We start from the raw sequence: 18,152 nt of genomic DNA, 5'->3' as shown, positions 1-18,152 counted from the left end.
GCGCCTCCCTCTCCGACGTCTCCGTCGTCCTCGCCTTCTTCTCCGGGCAGCGCGAGGTCTCCTGTGTTGGCGATGCGGCGAGAGAGGCTCGGGCACCGCCCCCACATCCACCCACGCAAGCTCCCCGGGCCGCGGGCAAGTGGCGGAGGTGAGCGCCAGGCCGTGTGGGCGCCCTGCCCCATCAGGTCACAATCCGCGTCCCGGGCCGTGCCAGCTCACCCATCCCGCGGTGCGGGAAGGGGCAACCTCGGCCTGTGCATCTGGACGGCGAGCGCGTGGCGCCCGGACGGATTCACGCTCGGGCCGCGAGAAGCGATATGCAGGGGGCTCCGCGTGGCTCGGCCGGAGTGGCGTGGGGGTCTGGAAGACGACGATGGGCGCCAGGACATGAGGGTTGGGAGGAAGCCACGGCTCTTGAACTTGTCCGACGGCGTCACCGGCACAGCGGTGGGTCTGGTGAGCGTGGGCATCAAGTGCGGCAGCCAGCGCGTGCACGTCCTCGCGACCAGCGCCCTGGGCACGTCGTGGGAGGGAGGCTTCCGCCTCTTCACGATGGTGGGCATGGGGGGGCACTTCCCGCTGGATACCGAGGAGCGCTATTCGCTCGACACGGATGTGTCCCACGGAACCTGGCAGCGGAACTTCTTCGGCGAGGCACCGAGCAATCATCTGTACCGCCTGCGAGTCACCGCGGCCTGGGAGATGCGACGCAGGTTCGCCCTCTTCGCCGGCCTGACCGTGAACCGCTTCGACGCCCCCGCGAGGACGAGGACCGGGCGTCAGCTACCTGTCGCAGTTCGTCGTAGGCTCGGACCGGCTCTGGCCCGGCGTCATCCTGGGCGTCCGTATCTGAGCCCCTTCAAACGATCCGACTCCCCTCTTGGGAATGAGGGGCGCGTCCCTCGAGAAATGGGCTTCACCCCTGGCAAGCCATGGAGTCATCTTGATGCGGAGCAAGTGGAACATGGGACACCCGAGGTCCAGTGCCTTCCGATGTGTGGGCGGGGTGCTCGCCCTGCTCATCTACGGTTGTCCGGCGGCACCTCGCGAGGTTGAGCTGGCGGTCAGCCTTGGACTCGAGGACGTGGAAGTACAGGCCACCCTCCGGGATCTCCAGGTCTGGACCCAGGAGCCAGCGGACGCGCTCCTCGCCGTCCATCAGATCGCGGGTCCGGAAGCGCCCTTCGTGGCCTCGCTGCTTCGGCAATACGCATGGCTTCCGCGACTCCAGAAGTGGGAGTGGCATGTCCGAGGCGACGCACTCGATCTGACCCTGCTGGGCTCGATGCCGCGGTCACGGTTCGACGCTTGCGTGGCACTCCCTCCCAAGAGTTCTCCCTGCGCGGGCTTCCCCTTGTGGAAGTCAGGGGAGGAGTATCACTCCATCCTGGACGTGAACCACCAGGATCCCGCGGCGGCGGGTTGGACTCCCGCGCCGCGTGTCGCCACGCGCTGGCCAGTCCGCGCGGACAGGCTTGAGACACGCGTTCTGCTGGGGAGCAGGTGGTTCCGTCCGTCAAGCAGTTCCGCGTTGCCGCCGTATCAGTTGCAGACCCGCGCTCCGGAAGTGGTTGCTTCCTACGCGGCGCTCATCGAACGGCAGCGTCTGGCCTTCCGAGCGGGAAACACCGCGGACAGCAAGGCCATACAGGCCGAGGCCACGAAGACCCTGCCTCCCGAGGTGCTATCGCTCTTTCAGGCCCAGACACGCCGCGAGCGGCTTGGCTTGATTCAAGCCCTGCTCAGGCGACACGGTCTTCGCCCGGCGAAGCTCCTCCGGAGACCCCTGGATCACGAATTCACCAACGCGGGCCCGGAGGACTATGCCCCGTCGCTCATCCCCCTCAAGCCGCCACCCGAGGTGCTTCTGTTACGGCTTGCCCGGCTTCATGATCAGGCGGCCGTGCGATTCGGGGTGGACTGGGAAACGGGGACCCGGGATTTCTCATCCTGGCTGGACGAGTCCGAACTCCGAGGGGTTTGCGAGGAGCTGAGCCGGAAGGCTTCCGGGTGGCGACGACCGTGCAAGCATTTGCTGGACACGGGTGTAGCCCCCTGAAGGCAGCTCATCAATGCGCGGGCCCTGAGCGAAAAGCGCGCACCGATGTCCCCAAAATCGAGCCCGAGGCCTTTGTCCTCGCAGGAGGTGAGGCGCGCGGCTCCCAACGCCCTCTCACGACGGGGGCGCCCTCCCACCATGCGCATTGCCTCCACCTGGTGCGGGAGGCCCGTCTGCAGCGCGTCGTCAAAGTCTTCGTCCTCTCCACTGCCTCGGGCGTGCCACACCCGGGCCGGAGTTCACCGTTGAGGCATCTCGAGACGAGCACGTTCGTCAGGAACATGCGCGCGCTGGCTGAGGTCGTCACGCGCACGACGACCGACAGCACCGCATGGAACGACTGATGCTTCGTTGACGCGGCCTTCCCGGGTTGGGGGCGCGGCGGGCTTCGTGCTCGGGACTCCGCCGCTGGTGTCCGGCCTGCCCGATATGGCGGTGCCCGGCATGCGTTTGAACGGCTCCTCGAAGTCCCCCAGGTGTATCGCATGACAAAGACTCACAGGGCGGCCTGGCTGCTGGCCATGGTACTCCAGGCGTGTGGGGACACATCCCTCGCAGAGCCTGCCCCCACGGAGCAGTCTGCGGCCGCGCTCGAGACCGCGGCGGAGCAAGAGGACATCCTCGCCCGGCTCCAATCCATTCCCGGGCTCACCGTTGTCCTCGAGCAGCCCTCGCCCTTCCCGGGCACGCGCTTCTTCGTGCTGCAGCTCGAGCAGCCCGCAGACCACGAGCGTCCCCAAGGGGAGCGCTTCCAACTCCGGATGACGCTCCTTCACCGCTCGGTGGACGCGCCCATGGTGCTCTCCACCGAGGGCTACATGCTGGCGACCAGGCCCTGGCAGGCCGAGCCCACCGCCTTGCTCGGTGCCAACCAGCTCTCCGTGGAGCACCGCTTCATGGGGACATCAGTGCCGGCATCGCGGGATACGCGGCTGCTCACCATCTACCAGGCCGCGAGCGACAGCCACCGCGCCGTCCAGGCCTTCAAACCCCTGTACCCCGCGCGCTGGCTCTCCACCGGAGGCAGCAAGGGCGGAGTGACGGCCGTGTATCACCGCCATTTCTATCCGGATGACGTGGACGCCACCCTGCCGTATGTCGCGCCCAGCAACCATGGGCTGCGCGACGTGCGCTATGTCCACTTCCTCGCGAAGCTGGGGGATGCGGACTGCCGCGCGAAGCTGGAGTCCTTCCAACAGGACGTGCTGCTACGCCGCGGGGAGCTGCTGCCCTTCGTGGACGCGCTAGGTACGAAGTGGAACACCGCCTTCACCGTCGTGGGCGGTCCGGACCGCGCGCTGGAGTTCTCCGCCGTCGAGGCATCCTTCTACTTCTGGCAGTACGGCACCGCGTCCGCGTGCGCGAGCATTCCCGCGCCCGGCGCGCCGGCGGCGGAGACGTTCGCCTTCCTGGACGCTGTCGTCGGCGTTGCCTTCACTTACTCGGACCGTTTCATCGCCCCCTTCGAGTACGCCTACTACCAAGCCGCGACGCAGTTGGGCTGGTCGCGCTTCCCCGCGAAGCACCTGCGAGGGCTTCTGCGCTACCCAGGGGAGAACACGCCCGACGTGTACGTGAGCTTCCCTGTGACGGAGCCGTTCGACATGCGGGCCATGCTTCGGGTGGAGCACTGGGTCCGCAACCATGGCAAGCGGATGCTCTTCATCTACGGGGAGAATGACCCGTATTCGGCCACGGCATTTTCCGTGCGCGAGGACAACGACGCGTTCCGCTTTTTCGCTCCGGGGGGCAACCACAGTGCGAACATCGGAGGCCTTGCCGAGCCCGAGCGGGCCCTCGTCCTGGAGCGCCTCTTCACGTGGATGGGGATGAGCGTTCCCTCCGCGGAGGTTCGCGCGCGGGCACTCGAGCATGCGACCGAGGCGGCGACTTCGAAGCCCGCTGCGTCATGGGTGCCACGAGGCCACCTTCAGCAGCGCGTCAATGCGAGCGAGTGAGGCGCGCCGTCATCGGGCTTCATCCGCCTGGACAACGACGCGTCCAACCGCAGGACGAGGGCGGAGTCGCTCCAGGCCCCGAGGGACCCGCCGGTGATGCCCACCCCCCTCACGGCGGGCGCCAGGGAACTGAAACTCACGGCAGCGGACCACGTGCTTCAGGAGGCCCCATGGCGGAGCCCCTCCGTGGCTGGGAGAGCTACCCTCACTCCAGGCCCGTGATGTCCGAGCTCAGAAGCAGCTCTTCCGACCCAGGAGGGGTCCGTTCGTCGTGAACTCACAGGCGCAGTTGCTCACCATGCACTTGAACGAGGCGGACTCCTCACACAGCGACTCTACCTTGCGCCAGGCGACGACGGGCCTGTCCCAGGTCAGATCCTTCGTATAGAGAACGCCGTTCTTGACCGCGAAGGCATGGGTCCAGTTCCAGGTATCATTCGAGGTTTCATTCTCGGTGTTGGAACAGCGGCTCGTCATGGTCATGACCAGACGGTCGTTCTCCACCTTCCAAGTCCCCAAATCGTTCCTCATGTCCGCCTCAATCAAGAGAATGGACTTCCCCTTGATGAGAATGGCAAACGGATAGCTGGAACCGCGCTCCCTGCGATAAAGGCCGTCGCTCAGCTTCCCCCCAGTCAGCGGGGGAGCATCCGTCACCTCCGCGCCGTCCGCATCCCACGTACTGCACCAACTCACGGAGTCACACTTGAGCGCGGAGTCCGAGCCGCCTCCACCTCCACCTCCACCTCCGCCTCCGTCCCCCTCCCCTTCGCTTGAGTCGCCACAGCCCACCACCAGCATGGATAGAAGCACCAGGTACCGTGTCGCCGCCTTCATGTCGTCCTCCTAGGAGTCCTCGGGGAGCCCCCATGCCCCCTACTGACTGGAAGAGACAGGCCGTGGGACACCGTTGCGTGAAATCGACCAACATTGGTGTACCCCCCTGAAGAGTCGGACAGGCTCGTTCGGCGAGACTGAGTCACAGTAGGTGCATCCCGGCTCTGTTACCGTCGCGCTGCCATGATTCTCGCGCGCCAGCCTCGGAGCCCCACTCTGGCTCCTCTCGTGGAATCCCTCTGGACGTACGACGGGCAGTTCGCCCACGGCTTCGAGCGCGTGCTGCCGTCTGGCCGTATGCAGCTCCTAGTCAATCTTCATGAGGACGCGTTCCGGGACTACAGGCTCGACGGCCGCCTTGCACACAAGACTCGTGGTGTAGCGATTCAGGGTGCCCACACCGCACCGAGAGTCGTCGACACTGCCTGCCAACGCTCCATCTGCGGGGTGAGCTTCGCCCCCGCGAGTGCGTCGCCGTTTCTGGGCATGCCGGCCTCGGAGCTGACCGGGAAGGTCGTCGACCTCTACGAAATCTGGGGGCGTGACGGCACCATCCTTCGTGAGCGCCTGCTGCAAGCCCCCACCTCCGCGACCCGGCTCGACGTGCTCGAGGCGGCGCTGCTCGCACGGGGACGCGCGTCCAAGCCTCGCGACGAAGCAGTGGCGGTCGCGTGCTCGCTGTTGATGGGCGGCGCGAGCGTCCGTGCGGTAGGAGTTCGACTCGGGCTTTCGCCGCGCCGGCTCATTGAGCGGTTTCAAGTACATGTCGGCGTCAAGCCCAAGCTCTTCGCGCGCATCGCCAGGTTCCAGAGCGTGCTCGAATCGGCCGGAGGGGAGAAGACCTGGGCCACCTTGGCCGGTGAGCACGGGTTTTCGGACCAGGCACATCTGGTCCGCGAGTTCAGGGCATTCTCGGGAGCCACTCCCGTCGCGTATAGCCCTCGGTCGGGTGAGGACCGCAACCACGTACCTCTCGACGAGCGGCAATTTCCTTCAATACGAGGCGGGCCGCCCCGGGGCACATTGCGCCAATGTCCCCAAACGGAACCCTGACCGAAGTCCAACCACCTCCCCTTGAGGACCGACCGTACGGCAAGCTCGAGGGTCGCGTGCGCGACCCGTTCAGCCACATGTGGCTTCTCGGCAGCCAGACTGAAGCGCTCACAGGAGAAGAGACTCGCAAGCAGATGGCCCTGTCGAAGCACGAAAAGAAGAGGCAATCGTGAAGGTCCTCCGTATCGTCACCAATGTGGACGTGACGACGCCAGCCGCCGCCAGACAATTTTATCGGGACGTCCTCGGGCTCGACGTCCTGATGGATATGGGGTGGATTGAAACCTACGGCTCAAGCGAAACGATGACTGTGCAGATCAGCTTCATGTCGCAAGGGGGCTCAGGCGCACCAGTGCCAGACATGTCCATCGAGGTCGACGACCTCGATGCAGCCCTCACCCGGGTGAAGAAGGCGGGAATCCCGATAGAGTATGGACCGGCTGACGAGCCTTGGGGCGTGCGCAGATTCTTCGTGCGCGACCCCTTCGGAAGGCTGGTGAACCTGCTCACCCATGACCTTTGAGCCATGCAAGGCATTGCTAACACCAGCATAAGAGCCACCATGGCCCTTACGCGAAGCGCGCGTCGAAGTCGGGGTCGACCATGGCGTCCACGGAACCTGTCAACGCGGATGAGACAGTGAGCTCGTGAGATGACTGCGCGTTCTTCCAACAAGAGGTGGTGCGCCGCGCGGGGTCGTTTATCCAGACGGCGTTGGGCAGCTGTGCCTACCCAGAATTCAGGCGCTGCGCCATGGGGGTGATACATCAGCGAGCACGCCCAAATCGCTGCCGGTGCCCACGGCGCCCCACTGGTGGATGACCGGGCGCTGACATGGGAGGACGCCCAGCATGCCACCTCGAGCAGCTCATGCTCCAAGGAATGGCCCGATTGAGCCCCGCTGTCAGGTCCGGGCCTGCCAGGTCAGCCACTCCCCCGGACGTGCCAGCTCCACGTTCACCTTCCGCGTGCGCGCGGCGGCCAGAAGCAGCGCTTCCGCGTCCGGGACCTCCTGATAGTCCTCTGAGGCAGCGAGGCCGTAGTGGATGGGCACGAGGAGCTTTGCTCCCAACACCACGGCCGCGGCCACCGCCTGCTCCGGCGTCAGGACGGCATGCACGTCGCTCACGGGCTTGCGCCAACCGAAGCGCGCCCCGTTGATAGGCAGGAATGCCGCATCGAAGGGGCCGAACTGTCGCCCGATGTGCCACCAGGAGCCATGCCACAGCGTGTCGCCGCAGTGGATGATGCGGCGGCCTCCACCGGAGACGACCCACGAAACCTGGGGATCCCCATAGCCGTCCGCCGCGGGAACGGCGGTGGCGGTGAAGTCATTGAGCAAGATGGGCTCGTAGAGCGGGGCGGACCGCACGCGGAATCCCGATGCGGAAGCCGCCGCGGCCATGTCTGGGGCGCACACCAGCGTCCCGCTATCCCCCAGCGCCTGACGGACGGCCACCCGGTCGAAGTGGTCGGAATGGCGATGTGTCACCAGGACGAAGCGGCCCCCGTCGCTCACGTCCACTGGGACGAGCGGGTCCTTCAGCGCGGCCCCCCACACGGTGGGGTCGCTCAACGGGTCCAGGAAGAGCGTGTCCTGTCCGAGCCGCAGCCGCACTCCGGCCCAGGCCAACCGCTGGGCGCGAAGCGCGGCGCTGTCGACAGGCTTCGTCGCACGGCCCGTCCCAGGGGGGAGCAGGACCGCGCCCGCTGAGAGCGCCACCGCCGCACGCAGGAAGTCCCGACGGCCCGTCCGCGAGGGCCGAGCCATCTCGCCCCGTCCCTCCGTGTTCGAGGGTTCCATCCGGAATGGGGAGAAGGAAGTCAGGGCGTCCTGGCTCACCGAGCCCCCGGGGAGGCCACGAGGTTGATGCCGAAGAGGCGCACGCCGGTCTCGGTCCGCGGCTGATGACGGCTTTCAGGCGGGAAGAACAGGTATGAGCCCGGTCCCAAGCGCTGCTCCCCCTCGATGAGCTCACCGCTCACCACGAGAACCTCCTCTCCGGTGTCGTGGACGTCCACAAAGGGCCACTGACTCCCGGGAGCCATGTCCACGACCCAGACCCTCACGTCGCGAGTACTCGGCAAGTCCCTCCGAAGGCAGCCGGGGCCGACGACGACCGGTTCAATGTCGTCAATCTGCACGGACGACCATGGAGGTACGACAAGGCTCTGCATCCTCGGAAAGCTGTCTGACTGGGGCATCCGTCCGTGCTCCTGGCTCTGGGACGCCAACGTTAAGGAGACCCGTTCCATAAGCGCAGCGAAACGATTTCTCGATGATGCTGAATTTGGTTCATGTGAAGCTGACCGGCATGCTCGAGCTCCGTCACTTCAAGCTGATTGCCGCGGTCGCCGACACTGGAAGCCTGGCCGCTGCGAGCCGGCAGCTTCACCTCACGTCCTCGGCGCTGAGCCACCAACTCCGCGATGCCGAGGAGCGCCTGGGCGTGCAGCTCTTCCAGCGCCGCCAGCGCCGCCTGCTCCTGACCGGCTCAGGCGAGAAGCTGCTCCTCTCCGCACGGCGGGTCCTGAGCGAGGTGGCCCAGGCCGAGGCGGTCTGCCGTGCGCACCCGCAGGACGACCTGCTCCGGCTCAGCACGGGCTGCTACACGGTGTATGGCTGGCTGCCGCCCATCCTCGGGCGGTGGCAGGCCGAGCACCCACGCGTCGAGCTGCGCATCGTCCTGGAGGCCACGCGTCAGCCTCTTGGGGCGCTGCTGAATGGCGAGCTGGATCTCGCCTTGACCACCGACGTCCCGCCGCAGGCCCGCCTGGCACAGACCGCACTCTTCGAGGACGAGCTCATGCTGGTGGTCCCCGAGGACCACGCGCTGGCGCGGCGGGGACATGTCACGGCGGAGGACCTGGTGCGGGAGCACCTGCTCACCTATGCCGCGCCTCGGGAGCAGCTCGATGTCTTCACGCGCGTGCTCTGGCCCGCGGGCATCGAGCCGCACCGGGTCTCCCCCGTCCCCCTCACCGAGGCGCTGATCGAGCTGGTGCGTGGCGGTATCGGCGTGACGGCGCTGCCCAAATGGATGCTGCCGGGCCAGCACCATGGACTGCAGACCGTCCGGCTCACTCCTCAGGGAATCCGACGCCGCTGGAGCGCCGTCACCCGCGCATCCCGCCAGCGCCCCGCGCCACTGACCCACTTCATCCAGCTGCTCCGCGAGCGCTTCTCCCTCCACGGTAAAGCAGGGCCACGGGCTGCCTCACGGCGAGCAGTGCCGCCCAAACGCTCTCGCTGCGTCATGGGTGCGTCACAGCCACATTCGACAGCGCGTCAAGGCGAGTGAGCGAGGCGCGCATGACAGACGCTCTCGAGGCCCCCTGGCGGGAGAGCCACGGAAGCCGTCGTAACTCCAGCGTGCCCACGGGCTCCCCCGCGGGCGGGCATCGAGCACCGCCAAGCGCTCACTGCGTCGGCCGCGGCCTGCGTCAAGCGCATCGCCTCCTCGTCGCTTCGGACGACCTCCTCGTAATCGGGCAGCCCCCGCATCTCCGGGGCCATCTTCCCCCGGATACACACCTCATCGACGGTGCGGAGCAGGGGTGCCCCCTCCTCCGGTCCACGCTCCCGTATCCGACGTACGGCGGTGCGCGCGTCGTCGCGGCACATCGAGAGCATTCCCTGAGGATTCCCGGCGTGAACCACCGTGGCGACTGCGAGCGTGGCAACGAAAAGCACGGGCAAGGACTTCAAGGAAAACACAGGGGGCCGGCGGAGTTCCGCGCGGACTGGGAGCACCGAAGCGTCTACCATACCGCCCTGCACCCGCCCTTCCAGCCCGACCTGGCCGCTCACGGATTCACAGACAGAGACACCGTCCAGGGCCGCGCCACCTGCGGAATTCGGCAGCCATAGGGCGCGGCCAGGGAGCACGTGGGCATCAAGTCCAGGGACTTGAGTTTTCGAATACGAACGTACCTCGATGTGGAGTGGTGCCCGAAACGGAATGACGGGAGATTTGAGCTTGCCCTGATTCCGTGGCGCTCGCGCATGTTATGTGATTCGCGAGCGAGGGTTCAGGCGGTGTCGGCGTGGTACCGCTGTATCGAGTACTACTGGGAATGAGAGAGGGTTGTACTCAATTCCAGGCTACTGGATAGAGCGTGTGACACGTCGCAATCCAGCGGGAACTATCGTTGTGGCGCGGCCAGAGAGCAGAGGCGTGCGCTGTCCTTCTGGTGGCATCTTTGCTCGTCTTCTCCGCGGTGTCGGACTCCTCCTGCGCCGCCTTGACCTTGTGCCTTGCCGCATCGGAGAGCCGCGCCGCCCCCGACTTCTTGACGGCATCCTCCGCTTTTGCAACTCCAGAACCACCAGCGGGTGAGACAATGTCAGCGGGAGGCCGTCGCCACGGCCTTGATTGTCCTTTGCCGAACACAGTGGACCGCGCAGCAACAAGGCAGGAATTCGCCCACGCTGAACTCACGGAACGTCGAGAGCCTCTCTTGGGAATCGAGAATTGAGAGGGATCCATCTCCGCTCCGTGCGCGAGTCAACGCAGTCCTGCCCGTGCGATCGAGGGGAAAGAGGGAACGGGTCAACCTGCGTCCCAATTTTCCTGGAGACCTGCCTGCACGCACAATCGAGCTCCCGACCTCTGCTATGTTCGGACAGCCGGAACGCGTTGCGGAGTCCTCACCCATGCAGTCGTGCCCTCAGGAAACGACGCTGACGGACTTGCTTGCCGGGCTGCTTTCCGAAGATGACCGGACCCACGTCCTGGCACATGTCGAGACCTGCCCCGACTGTCGGTGGGCCCTGGCAGCGGGAGTGGGCACTCAAGCGCCATCCAGCGCTCCGACAGCCCATGGAGAGACGCATTCCCAGTCACTGCGGCTTGGCGCCAGGATCTCCCGGTATGTGGTGCGAGAGTGCCTCGGCGCCGGCGCCATGGGCATCGTGTACGCGGCGGATGATCCAGAGCTCGGTCGCCGGGTGGCCCTCAAGGTGTTGCGCCCCAAGGGAAGCCAGCGAGAGGAGCTGCAGCAGCGGCTGCTGCGCGAAGCCCAGGCGCTGGCCCGGCTCTCGCATCCCAATGTCGTCACCCTCTATGACGTGGGCGCCTACGGAGACGGTGTCTTCCTGACCATGGAGCTGGTGGAGGGGACCACCCTGGCGGAGTGGATGAAGGAGCTGCGTCCCTGGAAGGAGGTGCTCCGCGTCTTCCTTGAAGCCGGCAAAGGACTGGCCGCCGCGCACGCCGCGGGACTGGTGCACCGCGACTTCAAGCCCGCCAACACCCTCCTTGGGAAGGACGGGCGGGTCTTCGTGACGGACTTCGGCATCGCCCGGCTCCTCCACCAGGAAGAGGGCGCGTCGCGCCAGGAGCACATCGAGGCCCCTGTCACTCCCACGGGTCAGCTCACCCGGACGGGCCAGTTGCTGGGCACGCCGGCCTACATCGCCCCGGAGCTGGTGCGAGGTCAGCGCGCGGATGCCCGCTCCGATGAGTTCAGCTTCTGCGTGGCGCTCCACGAAGCCCTCTTTGGGGCGCGCCCTTTCCAAGGGGAGACGATGCAGGAGTTGGTCCTGGCCGCGCAGCAAGGGAGGATGAGCCCTCCGAAGCGCGAGGTGAAGGTCCCGACCCGGGTTCGACGCGCGGTCCTCCGGGGGCTCAGCGCGAAGCCCGAGGATCGCTTCCCCACCATGCAGTCCCTGCTGGCGGCCCTCGCTCCACCGCCGCACCGGAGACTCGTGCCGCTTGTCGTCACGACGACCGTGGCCGGAACGATGGGCATCCTCGCGGCCTACGGGACGACGGCGCAGCGGCGCGATGCCAGCTGTGCGCGGGAAGCGGAGAAGCTCGCAGTGGCATGGAGCCCCGCGCGGCGCGAACGGATCCGCACAGCCTTCCTCGCCACCGGCATGACGTACGCAGCCCAGGCCTGGAAGCAGTTCTCGACGGTGATGGACGCCCACACCGCTCAATGGCAGGCGCTTCGCACGGAGGCCTGCCGGGCCACAACGGGCGACACCGCGGACCAGGCCAGGCAGACCGCCGCGTGCCTCGATGCGCGGCTCTGGCAAATCGCCGCCGTCACGGAGGTGCTGGAAAAGGCGGACGCGCAGACGGTGCAGAACGCGCGCCAACTGGCGGCATCCCTCGAGGGTCTCGTCGGATGTCGCGATACCCCCGGACTCTCCAGCCGCCCCCAGCCGCCCGACAACCTCCGCTCCCGCGTGGATGCGGCGCGGCACAAGCTGGCGCAGGTCCGGGCCCACCTCGTGTCGCACCGGTTCACCGACGGCCTCGCGGTGACGTCAGCCCTGCTCGAAGAGCAGAAGGGGCTCGGCTACAAGCCGTTGGAGGCCGAGGTCTTCCTGGCCCACGGCACCGTCCTCGGGGGCCTCAACAAGCCGAAGGAAGCGGAGGCATTTCTCTACCAGGCCCTGTGGGCAGCCGAGGCCGCGCGTGATGACGAGACGGTGGCACGGGCCTGGCTGGAGCTCATCTGGGCGGTGGGCGAGGAGCAGTCCCGCCCCGACGAAGCGGAGAAGCTCATCCGGCACGCCCGGGCCGCCGTCGAGCGGCTGGGGCGAGAGCGCTTCCCGGACATCACGACGGACCTGCACACGCGCCTGTCGTCGCTGCGAGAGTCGTACGGCCAACTCGCCGAGGCGGAGCAGGAGGCGCTCCAGGGACTGGAGTTCTCGCGGAGGAGGAATCGCCCGGACAGCCTCCGCACGCCCAACCTCCTCCATCAGTTGGGGCGCATCCGCATCGACCAAGGCCGCCATGAAGACGCGCTGAAGCTCCACCGCCAGGCCCTGGAACTGCGCGAGCGCATCCTTGGCGCTGACAATCCAGCCCTCGTGACGTCCTACAACCGGGTCGCCACCGCCTCGCTGGAGGTGGGCCGGTACGCCGAGGCCGTCAGCGCCTGGCGCAAGGCCCTGGCCCTTCAGGAGGCATCCTCCAATCCAGAGACCACCCCCATGGGGACGGTTCTGCTGAACCTCGCCGGGGTCTCGCGCGTCGCGGGTCGACTGGAGGAGGCACGCTCCATGGCTGAGCGGGCGCGCGCCATCTTCGAGCGCGCCCGGGGCCCCAACCACGTCACCGTCATCTTCGCGCTCTCAGAGCAGGCAGACATCTCCAGTGAGGCGGGCCAGGGCGACGAGGCGCTGGGCTTTGCCACCGAGGCCCTGGAGCGCGTCCAGCGTTCACTGGGCCCGGACACGCCACGCGCCGCCCTGCCGCTGACAGTCCGGGGACAGGTGTACCTGAAGGCGGGCCGCTATGCCGAGGCACGACGCGACTTGATGGACGCGCTACAGCGGCTCGAAAAGGAACATGGCCCGGAGGGCGGGAAGACGGTGAGCGTGCTGCTGCCCCTCGCCGAGCTTGCCCTGGCGACCCGAGCTTCGAAGGAGGCGCTCGCGTACTGCGAGCGGGCGAGGAAGGTCACCGAGAAGACGGGTGGCGCGGAGTCCCCGGACGGCGCTAGCGCCCTGGCCTGCGCCGGGGAGGCGCATCTGACGCTGGGCACCTCGGCGGAGGCGGTCCCCCTGCTCGAGCGCGCCCGGCGCATCCAAACCCAATGGGGCGAAGTCAAGGACCCGCGGGTCGCCGGCAAGACCGCCTTCCTTTTGGCCCGGGCGCTCATGAAAACGCGCTCTTCCCCGGAGCGGGCACGGGCGCTCGCGCTGGCCGAGGAGGCCCGGACGCGGCTGGAGTCCGTGGGGGTCCGGGGCCAGTCGGAGCTCCAGACGGTGCTGGCCTGGCAACGGCGTGAGGCGAAACGATGAGCGACGAACAGCGAACAGGCTCCCTGGCAGCGATGCTGCGGGCGTACGTGTCTCGGGAGCAGCGGGCGGAGCTGGAGGCCGTGGAGGGATTCGAGGCGCTGCTGGACAAACACGTCGAGGCAGCACGGACCCAGTGGCCCACGTTGCCACTCCCGGCAGAGACCTTCGTGCGGCACCTGGCCCGGCACCTGCCTGTGGGACAGGCCGCGGAGGTGATGCGCATCCTCCAAGGTGCCGACCTGTATCTCGCGTGCGCCTGCACCAGCGGGGACCCGGCGGCCCTCAGGGCCTTCGAACAACACATCCTCCGGCACGTCCCCGCCCGGCTCGGGAAGGTGTCTCCGCCCCTGGTGGAGGAAGTGCTGCAGATGCTGCGCGAGCGGCTGCTGGTGGGCAGCAGCAACACGCCACCGAGGATTGCGAGCTATGGGGGGCGAGGGCCCCTGCGGACCTGGGTGAGCATCATCGCCGCGCGCATCGCCGGGGAGTTGATGGGCCAGGACGAGCGCCATCAGCTCGTCGCGGAGCCTCCCGAGGAACTCGCGCGGATGCTGGCCCCGAGCGACCCCGAGTACGCGCTGCTGCGCGAAGATGCGCGCCAGCTCCTCGTCGAGTCGCTCCGAAAAGCGGTGGCGGTGCTCTCCGAACAGGAGCGGACCCTGCTGCGCTTGCACCATTTCCATGGGTTCACGATGGACCGGCTGACGCGCATGTACGGCGGCTCGCGCTCCGGCGTCGCGCGCAAGGTCGCTGATGCCCGCGAGCAGTTGCTCGAGCGCGTTCGCATGGAGCTCGCGCCAAGGATGAAGCAGGACCAGCTCGCCCTGGAGAGCCTCCTGGGGCTGGTCAGCAGCCGACTGGATATCAGCCTCGTGGGATTGCTGGACTGAAGCCCTCGGCGCCCATTTGCCGTCGGGTGCCCGACTGCTGGCACGCCTGACGCGCCCACGTCCCGCCGACTTGCCAGGGCAACGCCGCCGCCAGCGGTGCCCACGTGCGTAGAGGCTGACGACCCTGATTCGAGAGCGCTGAGCCACCGGCTCCGCCAGCGTCGTCTCCCGAGATTTTTGGGACGTCGGTGGGCCACCTCCCTCTTTCTTCTCGATTGCAGGGGCAGACACGCATCGACTCGCGCAGGACGTACGCACCTCGGGCATGCCTCATGCCCGGCCCTCCAATCACGTGCACGGCGCCTGTTTCAATCCTGACAAGGGGGCGCAAAGCCCCATCGAGAGGAGATGTCCCATGGGTTCAGTGACAGCGGTCGGTGGTTCTGGAGCTCCGAAAGTCGACCCCGCCGAAGCACAGCGCCGCGCGGAGGAGGCCCGGCAGAAGGCGGAGACGGCGCGGCTCGCCGCCGAAGCCAAGCGCAAGGCCGCGGCGGCCGCCCGGGACAACCTGACGCAGGCCAGGCGCGACGCGGATACCGCGCGACGGCAGAAGGCCGAGGCGGAGAAGACCGCCGCCGCTGCACGCAAGGCCGCGGAGAGGCCAGGACAGACGCCCGCAGAGGCGAAAAAGTCGAAGGAAGACCTCGCCGCCGCGGAGAAGAAGCTCAAAGAGGCCACCGAAGCATCCAGGATGGCGGCTCAGAAACTCCAAGACGCGGAGGAGAAAGCAGCCCTTGCCGCGAAGAGCGCCGAAGAGGCCATGCGCAAGGCGAACGCGGTGGCCGTCGAGGAATCCAAGACGCCCCCTTACAGTCAGAAGGACATCGACAAGGTCAAGCCGACGAAGAACGAACTCGACTCGGCCTTCGAGGGCACGAGCCGAAAGGCAGAGTTGGAGAAGTTGCTGGGATTGACGCCCCCGCCGCCGCAGGAAGTCATCCAGACTGCCGGGAGCGGAGCAGCGCCTGGGGCTCCGTTCGACGCAATGAAAACGATGGACGCGCAGGACGTCGCCCATGGTCCCTTTGGGCAGACATACATGGACTCGTCCACCGACGCCTGGTTCCACCAGCGCCAGGGCTCCAACACAGGGGTGGTGCCTTCCGACGCGGCCCGCGGAAACACCGTCCCCCCCAGTCCGGATGGCAGCGCCCCATCCCCGGTGACGTCGAAGCAGTAAACGAAGTCGGACGCCATGCGCGAGAGGACATCATGCATCCTTCCATCTACGACAATGCAAGAGTCGTTTTGTCGAGCGGCCTGTCGCGACATGACACCTGCGTCTGGCTCATGTGCCTCGGGCTCTCCCTTCTCCCCCTGAGCGCCCGAGGCGACGTTTCCCCAGACGTGCACCGCTGTGCGGTCTCCATCCACCGATTGATAGGGGACCTCGAGTACGAGCGAGCACTGGAGGAGGTTGTCCACGGCAAGGCGATGTCGAAGAGGCCTGAGGATCAGGTCGTGCTGGCGCTCTACGAGGGCGTCATCATGGTGGAGTTGAGCGGGCGGTTGAGCGACTCCGAAGCCACCTTCAAGGCGGCCCTCTTCTTGAACCCCGCCGCGAAGTTGCCGCTGCTTGTCTCACCCAAGCTGAAGCGGCACTTCGAATCGATGCGCCAGGATGTCCTGGACGAGCTGGCCGCGCGAGGCGTCAATCGTGAGCCCCTGAAGATGGAGGCCCCCTCAGAGGCTCAGCGGGTTCAGGCGCCACGAGAGCCGCTTCCCGCGGTGGCCTCGAGACTCCCGGAGTCTTCATCGTCTCCAGTGCCAGAGGTGTCCGGCTCGCACTCCTCATTGCGAGACCAAGCGCTCATCCCCGCGGTGGCGGGAGGGGCCCTCGTCGCCACAGCGGGCGTCTTCTGGGGATTGGCGGAGGGAAAGAAGTCGAAGCTGGCTCACAAGGCGCAGCACATCGGCTCACAGGCCGAGGCCCGGAGCGTGGCCAGCAGCGCGCGCGGGCTGCAGACAGTCTCCGTGGGGCTGCTGGTGGGAGGCCTGGTGGGTCTGGGCGCCGCCACGGGAATGTACCTGCTGGGGTCGCCAGAGGAGCCAGGCCCCCTACAATTCGGGCTGGATGGGACGTCCGCGTTCGTGTCTGGAAGGTGGCCATGAAGCCCCTGCTTCGCTCGACAGCCCTTGGATTGCTGGTGCTCAGCGTCCATCTCGCTGCGTGCCTCGACGTCGATGAGGCGGTGGACCAATTCTGCAACAGGGAACCTGGCGTATGCCTGGATGACGCATCGGATGCGGGCCCTGATGGCAATGGCAGCCTGGATGGAGGTAACGATGGAGGTGGGCCGCACGGCGAGGACGGCGGGCCGCACGGCGGAGGGGACGGCGGTTCGGACGCAGGCACTGACGGGGAACCTCCGGATGGCGGGCGCGAACCGCCGGGGTGGAAGTCGGTGGCACCGATGCAGACGCGGCGCACAGGACATACGGCCACGAAACTGGGAAATGGTCGAGTGCTCGTCGTTGGTGGGAGTAGCTCGGGCAACACCCCCACGAACACCACGGAGTTCTACACCGTCTCATCAAACAGTTGGAGTCCTGGGCCAACCCTCGGGACGGCGCGCATGGACCACACGGCCACCCTGTTACCGAATGGAAAAGTATTGGTGGTCGGTGGCCGGGGCCCCGGAGGTGGCGCGCTGAACAGTGCCGAAATCTACGATGCGGCTGCGAATGAGTGGATTCCTGCCAATCCCATCCCACTCGGAGCACGCGCCAGCCATGCCGCCGTCCTGCTTCCCTCGGGGAAGGTACTGGTGGCGGGTGGCGGGGACTCGCCTCTCGACGGGCTGAACACCGCCGCGCTCTATCACCCGGGCAGCGACTCCTGGACAGATGCTGGGAACTTGAAAGTCAAACGCAACGCACTGACGCTCACCCTCCTGGAAACGGGCGTGGTGGTGGCCATCGGTGGCTTCAACGGTGATGGAGCGGAGACGACGGCCGAGGTCTACGACTGGACTCAGCCGGCTGCGGGATGGCGACTCCTCCCGGCGCAGATGGAACATGGGCGCAACGGGCACGCCTCCACGATGCTGCCTCCTGGAAGAATCTTGGTTACCGGCTCCCTCAAGGGTGAACCTGGGAGCGTCCTCAAGGCAGCGGAACTCTTTCAATTGAGCAGCACTTCGTGGACGCCCCAGAGAGAAATGATGGAAGCCCGTTTCTTTCACACGGCGACCGCATTGCCCTCGGGCGAGGTGCTGATTGCGGGCGGGTATTCCAGCCCCTACGCAATGCCACATGCCTCCGCGGAGATATTCCGCCGAGATGGCTCCTGGGAGCTCATCGCCCCCATGTCATCGGCGCGCGTCTATCACACGGCCACATGGCTGGAATCAGGGAGTGTGCTCATCATCGGGGGGACCGACGGCGGTGCCGTACTGAACACCGCCGAGCGGTATGTCCCCTGACGCCTGTGCCTGTCTCGTACTCGATCGCTGCGTAGTGAGTTTCAAAGAACCCACTTCTTCAGCTTCTCGGGCCGAGCACCCACCCAGCGTCCGGGCCAGTTGCCTCGACGTCTGGCTTTCGTAAGCCACCCAGACTTCCTCCGGGAGGGCTGCCTGCATTCCGCC

13 protein-coding genes are annotated in these 18,152 nt (G+C 66.9%); 10 read left to right on the top strand and 3 right to left on the bottom strand.

Annotated elements, in window-relative coordinates:
- The first annotated feature begins 1,006 nt into the window (after nt 1-1,006).
- Both OZ403_RS08680 and OZ403_RS08675 read left to right on the top strand, forming a co-directional pair.
- Entirely contained in the window at nt 1,007-2,059 is a 1,053-nt protein-coding gene (locus OZ403_RS08680) for a hypothetical protein (RefSeq protein ID WP_268783904.1), read from the top strand.
- Nucleotides 2,060-2,544: 485 nt separating this feature from the next.
- Nucleotides 2,545-4,017: a S28 family serine protease gene (locus OZ403_RS08675; RefSeq protein WP_237078148.1), complete on the top strand. Its 1,473-nt coding sequence runs from the start codon at nt 2,545-2,547 to the stop codon at nt 4,015-4,017.
- 231 nt (nt 4,018-4,248) lie between these two features.
- Here OZ403_RS08675 and OZ403_RS08670 read toward each other — a convergent pair whose 3' ends face one another.
- Complete coding sequence (locus tag OZ403_RS08670) at nt 4,249-4,854, bottom strand: hypothetical protein (RefSeq protein ID WP_268783903.1); 606 nt, start codon at nt 4,852-4,854, stop codon at nt 4,249-4,251.
- 228 nt (nt 4,855-5,082) lie between these two features.
- Between OZ403_RS08670 and OZ403_RS08665 the strand changes: the two genes are divergently transcribed.
- Together OZ403_RS08665 and OZ403_RS08660 are read left to right on the top strand one after the other, a co-directional pair.
- Nucleotides 5,083-5,907 carry a helix-turn-helix domain-containing protein gene (locus OZ403_RS08665; RefSeq protein ID WP_268783902.1) on the top strand — a complete coding sequence of 275 codons (825 nt, stop codon included), beginning with the start codon at nt 5,083-5,085 and terminating at the stop codon, nt 5,905-5,907.
- Nucleotides 5,908-6,076: 169 nt separating this feature from the next.
- A complete protein-coding gene (locus OZ403_RS08660; RefSeq protein WP_140788924.1) occupies nt 6,077-6,430 on the top strand; it encodes a VOC family protein in 354 nt (117 codons plus the stop codon).
- Nucleotides 6,431-6,811: 381 nt separating this feature from the next.
- Here the strand turns inward: OZ403_RS08660 and OZ403_RS08655 are convergent, their stop codons facing one another.
- Together OZ403_RS08655 and OZ403_RS08650 are read right to left on the bottom strand one after the other, a co-directional pair.
- Nucleotides 6,812-7,678 carry an MBL fold metallo-hydrolase gene (locus OZ403_RS08655; RefSeq protein ID WP_237078146.1) on the bottom strand — a complete coding sequence of 289 codons (867 nt, stop codon included), beginning with the start codon at nt 7,676-7,678 and terminating at the stop codon, nt 6,812-6,814.
- Between the two features lie 68 nt (nt 7,679-7,746).
- Nucleotides 7,747-8,112 carry a cupin domain-containing protein gene (locus OZ403_RS08650; RefSeq protein WP_237078145.1) on the bottom strand — a complete coding sequence of 122 codons (366 nt, stop codon included), beginning with the start codon at nt 8,110-8,112 and terminating at the stop codon, nt 7,747-7,749.
- A 74-nt stretch (nt 8,113-8,186) separates the two neighbouring features.
- On the opposite strand from OZ403_RS08650, the gene OZ403_RS08645 reads away from it, so the two are divergent.
- The 6 genes from OZ403_RS08645 (at nt 8,187) to OZ403_RS39655 (ending at nt 17,987) form a co-directional block, all read left to right on the top strand.
- The gene (locus tag OZ403_RS08645; RefSeq protein ID WP_237078144.1) at nt 8,187-9,209 is read left to right on the top strand and encodes a LysR substrate-binding domain-containing protein; all 1,023 of its coding nucleotides are present in this window, start codon (nt 8,187-8,189) and stop codon (nt 9,207-9,209) included.
- Between the two features lie 1,316 nt (nt 9,210-10,525).
- A complete protein-coding gene (locus OZ403_RS08640; protein WP_268783901.1) occupies nt 10,526-13,672 on the top strand; it encodes a tetratricopeptide repeat protein in 3,147 nt (1,048 codons plus the stop codon).
- Nucleotides 13,669-14,562: an RNA polymerase subunit sigma-70 gene (locus tag OZ403_RS08635; protein ID WP_268783900.1), complete on the top strand. Its 894-nt coding sequence runs from the start codon at nt 13,669-13,671 to the stop codon at nt 14,560-14,562. Before OZ403_RS08640 ends, OZ403_RS08635 begins: the two co-directional genes overlap by 4 nt.
- Before the next feature lie 265 nt (nt 14,563-14,827).
- Entirely contained in the window at nt 14,828-15,742 is a 915-nt protein-coding gene (locus OZ403_RS08630; RefSeq protein ID WP_268783899.1) for a hypothetical protein, read from the top strand.
- A 254-nt stretch (nt 15,743-15,996) separates the two neighbouring features.
- Complete coding sequence (locus OZ403_RS08625) at nt 15,997-16,674, top strand: hypothetical protein (RefSeq protein ID WP_237078142.1); 678 nt, start codon at nt 15,997-15,999, stop codon at nt 16,672-16,674.
- A complete protein-coding gene (locus OZ403_RS39655; protein WP_442929765.1) occupies nt 16,671-17,987 on the top strand; it encodes a Kelch repeat-containing protein in 1,317 nt (438 codons plus the stop codon). Before OZ403_RS08625 ends, OZ403_RS39655 begins: the two co-directional genes overlap by 4 nt.
- Nucleotides 17,988-18,152: the final 165 nt, after the last annotated feature.

This window comes from Myxococcus sp. NMCA1 (assembly GCF_026810205.1).
In the GTDB taxonomy this organism is placed as follows: domain Bacteria; phylum Myxococcota; class Myxococcia; order Myxococcales; family Myxococcaceae; genus Myxococcus; species Myxococcus xanthus_A.
This window is presented reverse-complemented; position numbering and strand designations above follow the sequence as displayed.

Bases quoted from the DNA above. Each gene is read 5' to 3' on its own strand.
- OZ403_RS39655 (WP_442929765.1), top strand. From the start codon at position 16,671: ATGAAGCCCCTGCTTCGCTCGACAGCCCTTGGATTGCTGGTGCTCAGC.
- OZ403_RS08670 (WP_268783903.1), bottom strand. From the start codon at position 4,854: ATGAAGGCGGCGACACGGTACCTGGTGCTTCTATCCATGCTGGTGGTG.
- OZ403_RS08675 (WP_237078148.1), top strand. From the start codon at position 2,545: ATGACAAAGACTCACAGGGCGGCCTGGCTGCTGGCCATGGTACTCCAG.
- OZ403_RS08645 (WP_237078144.1), top strand. From the start codon at position 8,187: ATGATGCTGAATTTGGTTCATGTGAAGCTGACCGGCATGCTCGAGCTC.
- OZ403_RS08640 (WP_268783901.1), top strand. From the start codon at position 10,526: ATGTTCGGACAGCCGGAACGCGTTGCGGAGTCCTCACCCATGCAGTCG.
- OZ403_RS08635 (WP_268783900.1), top strand. From the start codon at position 13,669: ATGAGCGACGAACAGCGAACAGGCTCCCTGGCAGCGATGCTGCGGGCG.
- OZ403_RS08625 (WP_237078142.1), top strand. From the start codon at position 15,997: ATGTCGAAGAGGCCTGAGGATCAGGTCGTGCTGGCGCTCTACGAGGGC.
- OZ403_RS08650 (WP_237078145.1), bottom strand. From the start codon at position 8,112: ATGCCCCAGTCAGACAGCTTTCCGAGGATGCAGAGCCTTGTCGTACCT.
- OZ403_RS08655 (WP_237078146.1), bottom strand. From the start codon at position 7,678: ATGGCTCGGCCCTCGCGGACGGGCCGTCGGGACTTCCTGCGTGCGGCG.
- OZ403_RS08630 (WP_268783899.1), top strand. From the start codon at position 14,828: ATGCCTCATGCCCGGCCCTCCAATCACGTGCACGGCGCCTGTTTCAAT.